Source organism: Domibacillus iocasae (assembly GCF_001750285.1).
GTDB classification, from domain to species: domain Bacteria; phylum Bacillota; class Bacilli; order Bacillales; family Domibacillaceae; genus Domibacillus; species Domibacillus iocasae.
The window spans coordinates 406,132-422,171 of record NZ_MAMP01000021.1 but is presented as its reverse complement, the minus strand read 5'-3'; the positions used below and the strand labels follow the sequence as shown (position 1 = coordinate 422,171).

The window sequence follows — 16,040 nt, the reverse complement described above, 5'->3', positions numbered from 1 at the left end:
GAAGCGACACTCATTTTATAATGTGATGCAATTAGGCCGAGAGAATCCCCGCTTTTTACAGTATAGGAGGAGGATGCCGCTGAAACGATAGCATACTCACTCACTTCTTCCCCTTGTTCCATTTGTGCCGGCTCCACCTGAGCACTTTCATCATTTTCCGAGATGATCAGCTGATCATCGATCGACAGTGCATCGGATGTGAGATCATTCAACCCCATTAGCTGAACGACCGATATTTTGTACTGATTGGCGATGCTGAATAGCGTGTCTCCTTGTTTTACTGTATAAAGCTCTGAAGCCTCGGCAGACGCAGCTGCGCCAGCTGAAATAACAGTCGCCGCCGCTAAAGAAATAACCGTTTTATTCATCCAATTGCTCCTCCAATCTCAACTTACACTCTCTCATTCTATCGTCCCGTTTTCTCCAACCTTTTACTCTTTTAAAAACATTCTGTTTTTTAGAATCTTTCAACCTATAAAAAACCCTATATTTTCTTATTTATTGCGTAATTTCCATTTTACATAGAAAGCACTCGTCTTGTCGACTGCTAATTTACTGCCTCCTTCATTCGCCGCATCTTCAACGAGAAATGCTAATACAAAGGCTGGATTGTTCATGTCATAAGAAACAAACAACCCATTTTCTTTTCCAGTCGTTCCTTGCTCTGCTTTGATTTCAGCTGTGCCTGTTTTGCCGGAAACGGCCATTCCTTCAATATTCGCCGCTTGCGCTGTTCCACGCTCTACTACGCCGCGCAACCCCTCTTTAATAATCGCTGCCTGATCAGTTGTTACAAGCTCTTTTTGCCAAACGGACGGTTCATCGTCAAGCTTCAAAAGAGGATTCATTATGCTGCCGCTATTTAAAAAAGCACCATATGCATTGGCTAAATGCGTCATTGTCGTTAAAACCTCTCCTTGCCCATAGCCCGTATCAGCAAGTAAAATATCAGATTCAAATTCGCCACTATTTGACACTTGTGAATCCCGCAGCGGATAAGCAAATGGATAGTCTGTTCCAAACCCAAATGATTGCAGCCCCGTCTTCAGTTGGTCTGCTCCCGTCTCAAGTGCTGCCATCGCAAAATAAATATTATCCGATGCTACAAGCGCTGATTTCAGCGTAACAGGCGCACTTGACTCACTTACACGTGTAACCCGGTAGTTGCCCCATGAGGAGTCTTTCTGCCATTGAAGACCGGTAATCGTTTTGCCCTCCGATGGATTAAGCTTTTTTGCTTTCATCGCAACTGATGCCGTGATCGGCTTCATCGTGGACCCCGGTGAGTACGCAGCAGCAAATCGATTTAAAAGCGGCTGTTTTGGGTTATCCTGAAGCGCCGTATATCGTTCGCCAGAAACTCCCATGGCAAATTCATTAGGATCAAAGGATGGGGATGAAACAAGCGCCAGCACCTCTCCCGTTTTTGGTTCTACAGCCGAAGCTGTTCCTGCTGTCCCGCCATACTGTTCAAACAAAAGTTTTTGCATTTCCGCATTAATAGTAACTTTTACATCCTGTCCATTTTGCGGCTCTTTTTTCGCAATAACAACCGGCTCTCCTTTTTCTTTTTCAATAAAAAGTTGAACACCGTCTGTTTCTTTTAATTGTTCTTCAAACAACTGCTCAAGTCCTCTTTTACCAATTTGATCCCCTTGCGCGTATCCTTCATTTTCCTTCAGTTCCTCTGCATTAATTTCACCTGTGTAGCCAGTTAAGTGAGCAGCAGAGGCACCATACGGATACACACGGACCGCTTTTGAAGAAGTGGTTGCACCTGTGACAGCTGTCGCTTTTTGAATGAGTGCTTCATTCGATGAAGCAACCGTCTTAAGCGGCACAAAGTACCCGTCCTGCACCCAGCTTTGACTGAGCTGTTCATCAATAAACCCTTTCTTGCTGCCTAGCACTTTCGCGAGTGCCTCTTTTCCGGCTTCGTCAATCGCTCCGGCATTTACGCCAATTTGAACGGCTGTTCCGTTCACCGCGAGCGAGCTGCCATTGCGGTCAAAAATCTGTCCTCTTTCTGCTTCAAGTGCTTGAATACGAACTTTATCGCCTTCCGCATAATTAGGCAGCAGAAAAGACGGATCCCAATCGATCAGCCATTCTTCCCCTTCTTCTGTTTCTTCAAGCTTCATGACTGCTTCTTTTTGGAATGAAACCGGCCCGGCGATTGTTTCCATTTCCACTTCAAACGGAAGACGCACTGTTTTTTCATTGTCCTCCTTGACGTCTTCTTCACTTGGAAGTCCCACTTCAAGCTTATCCATTTCAATGTCCGTCATAATATTTTTATACTGCTTCACAAATTGTTCCTCCGTCATTGCTGACTTTGTTTCACTCGTGAAATGTGTATACATGCTGCTGTAATTGCCTTCTTTCCATTCATTTATATATGCTTCAAGCTCTGCTTCCGGCGCATCTGGTCCACCGCATCCGCCGAGCAGCGTAATCGTTCCCATTGTTAAAAGAATTGCAAAACGTTTCATCATCTCCACCGCCCCTTTCTATTATCCTATTATTATACCAGAAAAAAACAGCCCTTTAAAAGGCTGCCAGGCTGTCGATAAAGTCGTCCATGTTTTTTAACCAAAAAACAATCATGAATAAGAAAAAACAGATTTACTGACAAAAGGTTTTATTAGTTTATAATCTGAACAGCTTTTTAAAAAGGCTGCTTCTTACGATTTTGGAACTCGAATGATGAGAAAACGCTCGCACTGAATCGGTGCATGCTTGAGCAAAGCGCGAGTTGATAAATATTGGACAGCATCTCCTTTTCGGATGAAAAATTGATTCGCAATCGATAAAACCACTGATTTCGATAAAGACAAGGCAGTAACAGCTGTTAAGTACAGGTAGCCTTCTGGCAAACTATATTCAATCATAACTTCCTGCCAGGAACCATTTTCAGCCACAGTCATTTTTACCATTCCTTTTAACCCAAGACACCACTTTTTTTGGGCAAGAGCAGCCTGTCGCGTAAACTCAGCATCGATCACGAGTCCTTCCTGATAAACCGTCATAAAGCGAATCATGCAGTCTTCTTGCCGTCGATTGACAAAAATGAGTGAACTCTCCAACGATTCATTTGGTTTCTCCATCCAATTCTCCTTTTAATTGTATTCATAATACCTTTTTCCTATTTCGACATTTTTCTTCAATTCCCTTTAAATTTCTCATACTAATTAAGACTGTAAATAATTAAGGTTGTAAAGGTAAATTCCAAAAAGGAATAATCTATCCTTTTTTGTTTCTCATACCAGTAAGTTGTAAAGGATGAACATTACATGCATGGGTTGTTTTTATGCAGTTAAATGAACTATTGCGCTATTACCGTCAGCACGTTCTCCGTATTTCACAAAAAGGAATGGCTGAACGTTTGAATATTACACAGTCAAGCATTTCCAAATATGAAAAAGGCGAAGCAGGCATCGACAGCCGCATGCTGCTGAAAATCATAAACGCGTACCGGATTCCAGAAGATGAATTCGCGGCAGCCATTCTGGAAAAGTCTGTTCACTATGACACTATCTCTATTCATGAACGCCAGCAAGCCGTCTCCAAAAATTCGAGACAGCACCTTCTTCTTTTTGATTTGCCACAAAAGGGTTGGTTTTTCGCTATAATGGATAAATACTTACTAACGAAGGAAGATTTGATGATTTTCACCTCTCAGTTTTGGCTGTCCATTACGTTTTTTGCTTTTTATTTTTCATGGGGCATATTTATGCCGTACTGGAATGCCTGGCTTGTTTCAGAAAAAGGTTTGCCTGTTGAAGCCGCTTCTTCACTCATTGCGATCGGATTACTCGTCCGGGCCGCGTCCACTTTTTTTCTCTATCCGGCAATGAGCGCTAAATTTCCGGCGGGTACACTCCTAAAATGGTTCACGAGCACAGCAGCTCTTTTATCGCTTTTCTTTATTCCTGCTTCTGGCTATGTCCCGCTGCTTCTTGTTATGGCAGCATTTTGCCTTGTTTACCCAATCATTATGCCAATGGCGGACAGCATGGGTGCACTCCTGATGAAAACGGATGGGATTCATTATGGGAAAAGCCGCTCTTGGGGATCAATTGGCTATACTGTCTCTGTGTTTTTCATTGGCCTCGCGACCGCTGCTTTTACAGACGCGGCTATCTTATACATTTTAATTGGCAGTTTAGTTTTTATGGTGGCGGCTGCTTTTTATTATATGCCGCCTGTACTTGGGGCACGCGACGAACTGCGGCGTGTGCCGCTAAAGCAGTTGTTTCGTTCACGGCGTTTTGTGACGGCACTCATCGTTTGTGTACTTATTCAAGGAGCGCACGCCGCTTATTATAATTATGGCGTGTTGTATTTGCAGCACCTTGGTGTAAGCAGCATTTGGACAGGCGTTATTTTAAATATCGCGGTTGCGGCAGAAATTATTTTTTTCAGTGTGGCAGATCGTTTTTTACGCCATGTTTCGGTCCCAGTCATGTTTATGGGCGCGGCGTTTGCAGCCGTTTTTCGCTGGTCGATTATGTTTATATTGCCAACTGTCGCCGTTTATATTTTTGCCCAAGTATTTCATGCGTTTACATTCGGGCTCGCCCATTATGCGTTCATCCGGCTTCTTTACCAGGAATTTGATACATCCGAAATTCCAGCCGCCCAAGGTGTATATTCATCACTCGGCATGGGATTAAGTACAGCAATTTTCACTTTTGGGGCAGGCTATTTATATGATATAGAACCGCGTTTTGCTTTTTTAAGCATGGCAATAGTTGCGTTGCCCGCCGTTTTTGTTAGTTTTTTAATGATAAAAGGAAAAAGATAAGAATTTTCAGTATTTTTTAAGCCAAATGTATTTTTTTCGCTTATACTAATAGAAAGAGTGACTGGAGGAGGGCTTGCGATGGCTCAAACGGAATTGACATTTGAAAATAAACTTCTCGAGATTTTCGAACATTTGCATGCACACCCAGAAATCAGCTGGAAAGAAACAGAAACAACTGCGTACATTTCGCAGATGTTAACAAAAGAAGGCGTCCGTTCTTATACATTTGATGATTGCACCGGCCTCATTGCGGAAATTGGCAGCGGCTCGCCGGTTGTAGCGGTTCGGGCCGATATTGATGCTCTTTGGCAGCAAGTAAACGGGGAATTCCGCGCCAACCATTCGTGTGGACACGATGCGCATATGTCGATCGTCATCGGCGCGATTTTAGCTTTAAAGGATGAGATAACAGATGGTAATGGGACTGTCCGGTTCATTTTTCAGCCGGCGGAGGAGACAGGCACTGGAGCATTAAAAATGGTCGGCAAGGGCGTGGTCGATGATGTTGATTATTTATTTGGCATCCACCTTCGTCCCATTGAGGAAGTGCCATTCGGAAAAATCACGCCAGCGGTTCATCATGGGGCCGTTGCTTTTTTAAACGGGAAAGTAATCGGCGATGATGCACACGGGGCGCGTCCACATCAAGGAATTAATGCCATTGAAGTCATGTCGTCGTTAAGCCGGCAGCTGAATACGATCAATTTTTCACCATTTGAGCCATATTCAGCGAAAATGACCCATATTGAAGCGGGCGGCCAAAGCTTAAATATTATTCCCGGCTCAGGAAAATTCGGGCTCGATGTTCGGGCGCAGCGCAATAAAGTACTGCTGGAGCTTCAAAAAGCAGTAGAGCATAAAATCGAGCAGATCAGCTTACTGTATGAAGTGCAGATTGATTATGAATGGATGGATTTCACACCTGCTGCTGAAGTATCTGCAGATGCAGAAGCTTTTTTACGAAAAGGAATCATTGAAGTATGCGGCAAAGAAGCCCTGGCTGAGCCACTTATTACATCCGGCAGCGATGATTTTCACTTTTATACAATTAAACGCCCTCATATTAAAGCGTGTATGATGGGTCTTGGTTCAGGCCTCACTCCAGGTCTGCACCATCCGAATATGACATTTGACAGGCGCATTATTAAAATCGGTGCTGAAACATTGGCCGCCAGTGTTAAGCACGCACTAAAAAGCGAATAAAACAAATCCGCAGTAGACCGGTGTCACTGCGGATTTTTTGCGTGCGCTGCCCGATGAACCGGCAGCAATCGTTTTTTATACAATACGCCCAGCATATTCAATAGCCGTTTTGGCCATCGTTTCGGGAAGAAAGGTTTCGTATAAAAGGTTGAATGTGCCGTTTTAATATCTTCCCAGTTCATGCAGTCTTTCGTTTGGCGAAAACGGGCGACATCAATAATCATTGTGCTGCCGGCTGTTGTAATCATGATATTTCGCAAATGCACGTCAGATGGATTTAAACCCCGCGTTCTTGCTGCCGAAAGCCCCCGGTCGGCTTCTTGAATGTGGCGTGTAGAGATCTCAATCCCTTCTTCTAAGCATTGAAAAAACGTTTTACCCTCTACCCAATCAATGACAATGTACGTTCCGCCGGCTTCATGTAAAGTCGGAAAGTGAGGAACACCTGAAAGAAGACGATAAATATCGGCTTCCTCTTTTGCAATATGGACCTTATCCGGATAAAACACTTTAAGCGCCTCGTCTGTTCCTTTAATCCGAAACACGACAGCACTTCTGCCTTCTCCTGCAAAGATCAGCTTTTCATTACTGGCGATTGAACGCCAATGACCTCCCTGCCGCTTGAACCGGACACTTTCCGCTAAATGCTTATACCGCTTCATACTCATTCCTCTTTTCTTCTTTCTTCTATTATATACGGGTATGCAGCCGAAAACGATTCATTTGTTTAGGTACCTGTGGCATTCATGTCAATGACTTCTTTTTTCATTTTTACCATGAAGAAGCAATGTATAACCCTTAGACCGGTATAATGAAATTTAGGACAAAGGAAATACCGCCTTAAACTAATAAATACCGCCCTAAGCAAAGAGGCTGCCCCATTTGGGAGCAGCCTCTCTTTCATTTTATATTAGTCAAGAATTGTAACGTTTACTGTGCGTACACCCCAGCTATATGCTGCATCGTTGTTTGGCACGTGAAGATCGATTTTGTTGCCTTTAATAGCGCCGCCTGTATCACCGGCCACCGCTTCTCCGTAACCTTCAACATATACGCGTGAACCTAGTGGAATAACATTTGGATCAACTGCGATCACTTTTTTGTTCGGTGCATTGCGAAGGTCAATTCCTGTTGCTGTAATTCCTGAGCATCCTGCACATTCTGCTGTATACGCTGTTGCAGTCACTGTTAATGTTTTGCCTTGTGGTGCTGATGTTGCTTGCGCAGGCTCAGCAGCTGCTTGTGTTTGTTGTGCAGCAGGTGCAGATGCCGCTTGAGCTGGTGCAGCTGATCCGTTTGTAGATAATTGCTCACCAGGGTAAATCATATTAGAAGAAAGACCGTTGATTGATTTCAATGAACCCACTGAAATACCGTGTGCTGTTGCAATTTTATAAAGTGTATCGCCTGCTTTAACAGTATATGTACCGTTAGATTCCGCTGCAGCTGTGCTGCCTGAACCGGATGTTTGGATTGTGTCACCCGCGTAAATCATATTAGAAGAAAAACCATTTGCTGATTTCAACTGATCTACCGTTGTACCTGTTTTCTGAGAGATGCTCCATAATGTGTCACCTGATTGTATTGTATATGAGCTAGCTGATGCAGCAGTGCCGAATACGCTGCCGCCGATTACTGTCGTTGCTGCTAGTGCCATGATTTGCTTTTTCATAATAAAAAAACCTCCTGGATTTTTCCTGCCGGCATGACTGAGCATGCGTCCGCAAGAATTTTGTGATGCTGTACTTCTCCGTGACTGTAGGGACAACAACTAATCTATATAAAAGCGATAAACGCTTAAATGAGGACGCCGTTCCTCGAGTGGCCGTTGTCTTAATCGGCCTAACGAGATTTATTGTAGCACGTCAGGAGGTGTAATGATTTTAAAAGAACGTTACGCTTGTATGTTCAAATATGACGTTCATGTTACATGAAAGCGATTATCTCGATTTCGTAATAATCTTGACATATACAAACCAATTAGAGACAAAAAAGGGAGCTGACTTGAGCCGACTCCCTTAATCACTTATTTTAAGATTTGAACTTTCACTGTGCGAACGCCCCAGTTTTTTGCTTTTTGTGTAGTAGACATATGAACGTCAATTTTATTTCCTTTAATAGCACCGCCTGTATCGCCGGCAACTGCTTCTCCGTACCCTTCAACATATACTTTCGTGCCAAGTGGAATCACTTTCGGATCCACGGCAATGACTTTTGCATTCGGATTTTTCTTTAAGTTGATGCCCGTAGCAGTAACGCCTGAGCATCCACTGCAATACGCTGTGTAAGCCGTTGATTTAACAGTAATTTCTTTTGAAACACTTTTTTTATTTGTCGGCGCAGGAGCAGATGTTGCAGCCGCCGTACTGCCGATAGAAAGCTTTTGACCGATTCGAATTGTATTAGAGGAAAGATTGTTCCATTTTTTCAGTTGATCCACAGTTGTGCTGTAACTTTTTGAAATTTTGTAAAGTGTATCACCTTTTTGAACCGTGTAAGTAGCGGCAGCTGCTTGTGCCGCAGAAGCTGAGAAAATCATCATTGCAGCAAGAAAAGACATGGCCATTTTTTTCACGTATCATTACCCCCTAGTTTTGTAACACGAGATTGATTGTAACACGGTTCTATTGCAAGACTATTACACTATGATGTTCGTTATATTACATTCACGTTTCAAGTGTTTAATAATTCTGACAATAGAAAAATAGAACAATAATATGAAATTATTATTGGTTCATCTAACAATAGTTGTATATAATGAAGAATGATATTTATTTATTCTATTTGATGGGAGATTTTATAATGGCTTATCGGCTTCAGCTTTTAAAAGGGCTGTTTCGCTCTACCCATGAACTTGCACAGCTGTCACAGGCCGAAAAAATCCGCGGTTTATGGACAAAGTTTTCACTATTGATTCTGATCAGTGTGCTACTGTCTTTGCTGGCCGGTGCATTGGGCATACAAAGTGAAAGCATTTCTGCTTATCTGGCCGACTTTGATATATATACATATGAATGGCTGAAACTATTGTTTGCGGCAGGCTCGGGGCTTGCTGGTCTACTGCTTCCTTTTTTCTTTATATTCATTCCAGCCCTTTTATTTTGGACATTCCTTGAACTTGAATTTAAAAAACTCGTTGCCTTGCAATGTATAACATTTTCTATTTATTTAATTGAATTTGCTCTGCTCATCGCCTGGAATGTGTTTTTCTCCATTCCTCGTGATTCGTCGCCTTTCTCACTCGGGGTTGCGGCCCAATATATAACAGAAAATATGATCGTGATTCGTTTTTTCAGCTTTATTTCGATCTTTCAAATTTGGATTCTTGTCATTCAATATCGTTTTTTACGTACTTCGCAGACAAGAAAACCTCATTTTGTTTTCTTCATGGTGCTCTTGATCGGACTTGCATTTTGGATTTTGGCGACATTGTTTACATCGATTCATGTCGAAAATTTGTTTTAACGAAAAGAGGTGGATAAGATGAAGAAAATAAAAAAACAAGTGTGGCTCGTGGCAAGCGCTGCGGTAATTGCTGGAAATTTGTATTTAACTTTTAAAGAAGACAGCAAGGCGGGCCGAACAGAATGGCTGACAGATTGGGACCGTGCTGAAACAGGAGACGTCGTAGAGTCTTTCTCTGCAGAAGGTGTTGTCATCCCTTCAGACGACTACCCCATTTATTTTGACGAAAGCAAAGGAGCACTTGAACAAGTGCTTGTACAAGAAGGAGATGAGGTTCAGCCAGCTACACCTTTATTTGAATATTCCTCCGATAAAATCGACGTAGAAATTGACGAATTAACAGTGGAAAAAGAGCAAATCCAGCAGCAAATCTCATTAATTGATAATCAAATAAGCCAGCTGCGGATTTTGCTGTCACAAGCTGAGGGTGAAGAAAGCAACACAACGATCCCTTCATCTAATAGTGATAGTAGTAATGGCAACACAATGATTATTCAAAACGGCGATGCAAGCACAACGATTGAAAAAGATATTTTGCAGCAGGAAACAGAAAAGCAAAAGCTGCAGGAAGAAGTCAAAAAATTCGATGCGCTGATTGCCGACCAGGAAGCGAAAAAAAGTGATCTTATCGTGAGCAGCACAACGGATGGCTATGTGAAAAAAATTGATACGAGCCTTAACAATCCACTGTTGATAATCAATTCATCTGTTCCGGCTGTACAGGGTGTTTTTGATGAAAAGCAGGTCGCAAAAGCAGAGGCGGGCCAACGCGTTGAAGTAACCGTTGATACGACACTGAAAACGTTCGGCGGATCACTCGACACGGTCAGTTCATATCCTGAAGAAGAACCGTCCGTTAAACAAAAAAGCTTGTACCCTTACTCAGCTCAGCTGACAAACATAGATTCGAGCGAACTGTATCCCGGGTTAAAAGCAAATGTAAAAGTTATTACGGCTGAGGAGTCTAATGCTGTCACCATTCCAAATACAGCAATTTTGAAGAAAAACAAGAAATCCTATGCTGTTATCATGAATACGAATGGTCTGCTGGAACGCCGGCAAATTAAAACGGAGCTTCACGTCGATGGTGTGTATGAGGTCGTCAGTGGTGTAGAAACAGGCGAAGCGATTGTCATTAATCCGTATGAACTGATCATAAAGCATGGCCCCTTCATTACGCCGATCAATGCTGATCATGTAAAAAAGAAACCGTGGAACGAACTGTCCCGCACGGAAAAAATGAAATATGCGCTCATAGGCTTTTTATCTTAATAGATTACTGCTGCCTCTCTAAAAGAGAGGCAGTTTTTTTTTGTTTTCTATCTTTCTATTCTTTTATTCTGGTAAAATAGTAACAAAAAGACTATTTGGAGGAGAAAATGAAAAATTGTTCCTTGCTTCTATTTATGATTCTTTCTATTAGTTTATTTATTCAGCCTTCCACCTTTGAAGCTGAAGAAGCCCCTGTGTATATGAGTACAACTGTTGATACGGTTTTTTACTCGTCTCCAGCAGGGACGGAAACGCGTGCAGGAGTTCCAATTCCAGCCGGCACAACCATTCTTTTTATCTCAAATGAAGAAGAAGAAACAAAAGTTGAATGGGAGGGACAAGCCGGTTTTATAGAAACCGCTCATCTTGTTCAACAAGATACCAGTTCTCCTCTTCCTGAGCAGAATGCTCTTGCTGCTACACCAGAGCCCCCTCTTACATCAGGCGCTTATTTCCGGCTGATGTCGGATGCCGAACTATTTGAAAAGAAAGACGGCAAGATGGTGAAAGCTGGACGCCTGTTATCAGGTGAAGCCTGGAAGAAAAAAGGCGTGGAAAATGGCTATGTTTCTTTTATATTTGGCAACGGCACAGCTTATGTGAAAGAATCTGAGATTTCTTACCTTGCATCTGCCACTCTTGCCGGTGGTGTTCAGTCAGGGAAAGCCTATCGAAATAAAGTCCAGGTAAGAAAAACAGCCGGCCTTCTCTATTCGAAAAATGGAAAGTTGACCACGATGGCCCGCATTGTGCCAGGTGTTATGTTTGAAACACGCGCCGCCTACGGAGATTATTACATTATCAGCATTGGCGGAAGAAGCGCCTACCTCCACAAGTCAGATGCAGCATTATATACCGGCAACTATGTCGATCCTTACAAGATAATCACGTACAGCCAAATGGTGAAAGATTTAAAAGAGCTTATCCAGTGGCACCCCGATATCGCTTCCCTCGAAACGATTGGGAAATCTGTAGACGGCCGGGATTTGTACGCGCTCAAACTCGGTACAGGAAAAGAAGAAGTCTTGATCAATGCCTCCCATCATGCACGTGAGCACATCACGACAAATGTCGTCATGGAAATGGCCGATCAGTATGCCCATTTATATAAAACAAATGGGAAAATGAACGGGTACGCGGTTCAATCCATCTTGAAAAAAACATCTCTTTATTTTGTGCCAATGGTGAACCCGGATGGGGTGTCACTCGTACAGCTCGGTGCAAACAGTGCGAAAAATAAAGCTTCTGTCCTGAAAATTAACGGTGGCAGCGCCAATTTTTCCGCTTGGAAAGCAAACGTACGGGGTGTTGACTTGAACCGCCAATATCCAGCAACATGGTCAACGATCTGCTGTAATCCAGGAAAACCATCTTCCCAAAATTACAAAGGACCAAAAGTGCTGAGCGAACCTGAAGCGAAAGCAATGTATGATTTTACGCTAAAGCATTCATTTAAAACGAGCGCTTCCTATCATAGTTCCGGGCAAATTATCTTCTGGCATTTCCACCAGTCCGGCTCCCGTAAAACGCGTGATTATGCTCTGGCGAAAAAAGTAAGTGCCAAAACAGGCTACAGCCTTGTTGCTCCGCGCTCGAATCCAAGCGGTGGAGGATTTAATGATTGGTTCATTCAAAATGAAAAAAAACCCGGATTTACTATTGAAGTGTCTCCTTATGTCGGCAACCGCCCTGTTCCACTTGTTTACTTCTCAAGTATATGGAAACAAAACAACACAATCGGCTTGATGCTTGCCAATGAAACAATTAAATAAAGAAAAAAGGGATGTTCAGTGACATCCCTTTTTTCTTTATTTTTTCACAATTAATTCATATGGTGTTGTTGAAGCCGTGCCGTTCGCTTCGCTTAGTTCAATGTAATAGTTTCCTTTTGGCAGCTTCAAACTAGCCAGCTCTTCATCATCCTTACCATAACGGTCAAATGATGCGACTAATGCACCTTTTGCGTTATAGATTTCCATTACACCATCCAGGTTTTTCCCGGCAGAAAATGAAAAGGCTACCGTACCCTCTTTTATCATTTTGAGCACAAAATGGTCAATGTCACCAAATGAAACGCCGGCATTAAAGTAACCACGCGCACCATATTTTCCATTTGTTGTTTTAAGGGCAAGCGGCTTCGCCGGCACGTGGTTCACCACTTTCCCGTCACCATCCCTCGACTGGTTATACGTAGCGCCCACCTTTACTTCGTACGGCTGCAGGTTCGGTCCTGCCGCCATAAATGGTGCTGCTTCAATAAAATAGCCCGTATCTTCTTTTGCAGCAAACGACGTATGCACATCAGGCTCAATCACAAGTGAAAACAGATCAGGCCCAAATGGTGTCACACGGCTCATCTCTTCTTCATCAAGTACTTTGTCACCGTTTAAATCTTCAATAACCGCACCGCTAAATATATGCCCTGGACGCAACTCGTATGGAATACCCGCTTTTTGCGAGGCAGTAAGGGCGCTTCCAGCGATATCAAGCGTGTACACACGGGGGCCGCCTTTGTTCATGAAGTAGTAGTAGTCAATGTCCCCAGACTGAATAAAATAGTTTTGAACCGCTTTGCCAGCTGTAATATTCAGCCCTTCTTCCGGCGTATTGGCATCTGTATCTTTTTCTGCCGGTACGTTGGCAATTCGGCTCGATGTGAGCTTGTAAGGATCTGCCGAAATGTTTTCTGAATTGTTCACGACCATCATCACATACGTTTTGTCTTTCCTCAAAGCGACGTTCATGTTTCCTGATCCGCCAAAACCTCCAAAAAGAGCCGCGACTAAATCCATTTCTCCATTACTGCCTGAGATCGGAAGCAATTCCCCTGTTTCTGCATCAACCTCCAGCAATGTCATCGAGGCAAGCTGCCCGCTTCCTTGCTGCACTTCAAATGAGTAAATCCCATCATCAGCTGAAACGAAGCGATAATAGTCTTCGTCAAACCCGGATTGGAAATAGCCTTGTTTATTTCCACCCAGTGTGTAAGGAATAGCCTTTTCAAGAATATTGCTGCTTTCCGGATTCTCTTCTTCTCCATCTATCAATTCGTCTTCTTTCATTTCACCATACTCATCCGCAGTAATGTCACCGTCCATCAATGTATCTTCAAGCGTCCCTTCTTCCGGCAGCCCGTCTTCATCCGCTGGAATGGTCCGTTCTTCTACCTTAAACGTGTATGGCGTCGCAGACTCACCTACTGCGACCTCTTCAAACATCGAGATATCCATTGAAAAGAGATCTAGAATCGATCCTAAGAAAATATCCTCACTAAATGCTCCGTTTGTCACTTCAATTCGGTACTCTACACCCGGCATCGCTTCGAATGAAACCGTTTCTCCTTTATTCACAGGATTGTTATTGCCGTCAACAATGGAATATTCCTCTTCTCCTTCTCTCATGTAGACATGGATGGCCGAATCAACGCCAGGCAAATCAGAAACAGACAAAGACAGCAATTTTGCTTGTTCAACTGACAGCTTGAAAAAGTCTGAATCCGGCACTTCTTCTTCTCCACTGTATAAAGTGAAATCATTTTTCACATATGGCAATGCTGTTATAGCGACAGGTTCTTCGTTCGTTGCCTGATCCGGTGTAATCGGAGCCAGCTTTTCTGCCTGAAGCGTAAATGTCGACTTGCCGGATGCGCTGTAATTACCGTTCGTATCCTTTACGCCGATAACAAGCGTGCCCCCCTCAACAGCCGTATACAAATAGCCCTCCTGCCCGTTCACAACTGTCCGGTCCACATCACGAATGTACTGGGGGTCTCCATCTTCCGGCACAAAGTACAATTCCATCGCGTAATCGTATCCTTTACTGCCGTCTAGAACTGTCTGTACATGCTCCCCTTCTGTCATGCTCGCTTTATACCAATGCATCCTTCCTGGCGCTTTAAATGTTCCTGTAAACGATTGCTTTCCTGACTTGATTTCTTTTGCTTCTTTTAAAATAGCTTCCCCTGATACGTCTGGACGATCCGGAAGTTTATTCACATCAAATTTCAGCGCGTTCAGCGGATTGATTAATCCGTTGCCGTATGTTAAATCGTATCCTTTTTCACCTAAATCCGTTGCTGTCTGTTCTAAAATATATTCAATCTCAAACGCTGTTAAATCCGGATATTTGGACTTTAACAAACCAGCAGCGGCCGCGACCACTGGTGACGCCATTGATGTGCCGGTCAACCGCTCAAATTTTGATCCGGATTCCGCACCGTACGCCGTACTGTAAATATTTTCACCTGGTGCGACAACATCAACCGATGTCCCATAGTTGGAGCTGTCTGACAAAGTCTTTGAGCCGCCCACGTTTCCGACGCTAATGACGCCAGGGTACGCTGCCGGGTAGGAGTATTGATCAGTTGATTCATTGCCTGCCGCCGCGACGACAACAACACCTGAATCAATCGCATATTGGATCGCTTCTTCCACCACCGCTGCCGGCATAAAACCGCCAAGGCTCAAGTTGATCACGTCCGCTCCTTGATCAACGGAATAAGTAATACCCTCTGCGATGGTGAAATCATTAGCGCTGATTGAACCATTAAATACATCAACAGGCAAAATTTTTGCGTTTGGAAAAACACCGTAGCCGCCGAGGCCGTTATCTTTTGTTGACGCAATAATGCCGGCTACATGTGTTCCATGTAAATCACGAACTGGATTTCGCGCTGGATTTGCCACGTTGTATGGCTGCAGTAAATTTGCTTTTAAGTCCGGATGTTTATAATCCACTCCCGAATCCACCACGGCAATCTTCACACTATTTTTCCCTGCGTAAGAAAGGGCTTTTCCCATATTCAGCATCGCCAAATGATCCATTTTCGCCGCTTTTGGATCTGGCATGGCGGCAAAGGCTTTATATTGAATGCTCGGCATGATTGCTACTACTTCCGAGCGCGTTTTATATACTTTGATCACATCGCTCAGCTTTTTAGATTTTGGTACTTGTACAACGTCGTATTTTAAACCTGGCAGACGCTTAATCACCGAAACGCCTGCTTTTTTATGTATACTCTGCGGCAATACTTTTGAATACTTAATGACGAGTGTTTGTGAATCTGTCACCTGCTTTTCAGCTTGAGCTGTCTTATACTGCTGCTCTTTTTCTGATACCGGCACCTCAGCGAATGCTGCCCCCGGGATGAGTAGTGAGGCGCTGACAGCTGCAGCCATCCATTGTTTCCATTTCATCACATTGAATCCTCCATTCATATTACCTTCCCCTATCATACAGGAAAAACAAGCAAATTGTTTCAAAAATTTTCAAGTTTTTCACAGATAAAAAAGGC

General features: G+C 43.3%; 12 protein-coding genes. 5 read left to right on the top strand and 7 right to left on the bottom strand.

From position 1 onward, the window contains the following. From BA724_RS10715 to BA724_RS10705, 3 genes are all read right to left on the bottom strand, one after another. On the bottom strand, positions 1 to 368 hold a 368-nt coding region (locus BA724_RS10715; RefSeq protein ID WP_141719922.1), incomplete at its 3' end, for a LysM peptidoglycan-binding domain-containing protein. Between the two features lie 126 nt (positions 369 to 494). Continuing rightward, complete coding sequence (locus tag BA724_RS10710) at positions 495 to 2,495, bottom strand: penicillin-binding transpeptidase domain-containing protein (RefSeq protein WP_069938647.1); 2,001 nt, start codon at positions 2,493 to 2,495, stop codon at positions 495 to 497. A gap of 189 nt (positions 2,496 to 2,684) precedes the next feature. After that, on the bottom strand, positions 2,685 to 3,107 hold the full coding sequence (locus BA724_RS10705) for a hypothetical protein (RefSeq protein WP_069938646.1): 423 nt from the start codon (positions 3,105 to 3,107) through the stop codon (positions 2,685 to 2,687). A 203-nt stretch (positions 3,108 to 3,310) separates the two neighbouring features. On the opposite strand from BA724_RS10705, the gene BA724_RS10700 reads away from it, so the two are divergent. Both BA724_RS10700 and BA724_RS10695 read left to right on the top strand, forming a co-directional pair. Then, positions 3,311 to 4,807 (top strand): helix-turn-helix domain-containing protein, encoded by a 1,497-nt coding sequence (locus BA724_RS10700; protein WP_083256190.1) that lies wholly within the window; start codon positions 3,311 to 3,313, stop codon positions 4,805 to 4,807. Between the two features lie 78 nt (positions 4,808 to 4,885). Continuing rightward, positions 4,886 to 6,010, top strand: coding sequence for a M20 peptidase aminoacylase family protein (locus BA724_RS10695; RefSeq protein ID WP_069938645.1), 1,125 nt, complete (start codon positions 4,886 to 4,888; stop codon positions 6,008 to 6,010). A 23-nt stretch (positions 6,011 to 6,033) separates the two neighbouring features. On the opposite strand, the gene BA724_RS10690 is transcribed toward BA724_RS10695, so the two are convergent. The 3 genes from BA724_RS10690 to BA724_RS10680 form a co-directional block, all read right to left on the bottom strand. After that, complete coding sequence (locus BA724_RS10690) at positions 6,034 to 6,672, bottom strand: serine/threonine protein kinase (RefSeq protein WP_069938644.1); 639 nt, start codon at positions 6,670 to 6,672, stop codon at positions 6,034 to 6,036. A 248-nt stretch (positions 6,673 to 6,920) separates the two neighbouring features. After that, the gene (locus tag BA724_RS10685; RefSeq protein WP_069938643.1) at positions 6,921 to 7,682 is read right to left on the bottom strand and encodes a LysM peptidoglycan-binding domain-containing protein; all 762 of its coding nucleotides are present in this window, start codon (positions 7,680 to 7,682) and stop codon (positions 6,921 to 6,923) included. A gap of 354 nt (positions 7,683 to 8,036) precedes the next feature. Further along, positions 8,037 to 8,585, bottom strand: coding sequence for a 3D domain-containing protein (locus tag BA724_RS10680; RefSeq protein WP_069938642.1), 549 nt, complete (start codon positions 8,583 to 8,585; stop codon positions 8,037 to 8,039). A 227-nt stretch (positions 8,586 to 8,812) separates the two neighbouring features. On the opposite strand from BA724_RS10680, the gene BA724_RS10675 reads away from it, so the two are divergent. The 3 genes from BA724_RS10675 (at position 8,813) to BA724_RS18020 (ending at position 12,519) form a co-directional block, all read left to right on the top strand. After that, entirely contained in the window at positions 8,813 to 9,475 is a 663-nt protein-coding gene (locus tag BA724_RS10675) for a hypothetical protein (RefSeq protein WP_069938641.1), read from the top strand. A gap of 18 nt (positions 9,476 to 9,493) precedes the next feature. Next, on the top strand, positions 9,494 to 10,747 hold the full coding sequence (locus BA724_RS10670; protein WP_069938640.1) for an efflux RND transporter periplasmic adaptor subunit: 1,254 nt from the start codon (positions 9,494 to 9,496) through the stop codon (positions 10,745 to 10,747). A 107-nt stretch (positions 10,748 to 10,854) separates the two neighbouring features. Continuing rightward, positions 10,855 to 12,519, top strand: coding sequence for a M14 family metallopeptidase (locus tag BA724_RS18020; protein ID WP_083256189.1), 1,665 nt, complete (start codon positions 10,855 to 10,857; stop codon positions 12,517 to 12,519). A gap of 36 nt (positions 12,520 to 12,555) precedes the next feature. On the opposite strand, the gene BA724_RS10660 is transcribed toward BA724_RS18020, so the two are convergent. Further along, on the bottom strand, positions 12,556 to 15,942 hold the full coding sequence (locus BA724_RS10660; protein WP_069938677.1) for a S8 family peptidase: 3,387 nt from the start codon (positions 15,940 to 15,942) through the stop codon (positions 12,556 to 12,558). Between the last annotated feature and the right edge of the window lie 98 nt (positions 15,943 to 16,040).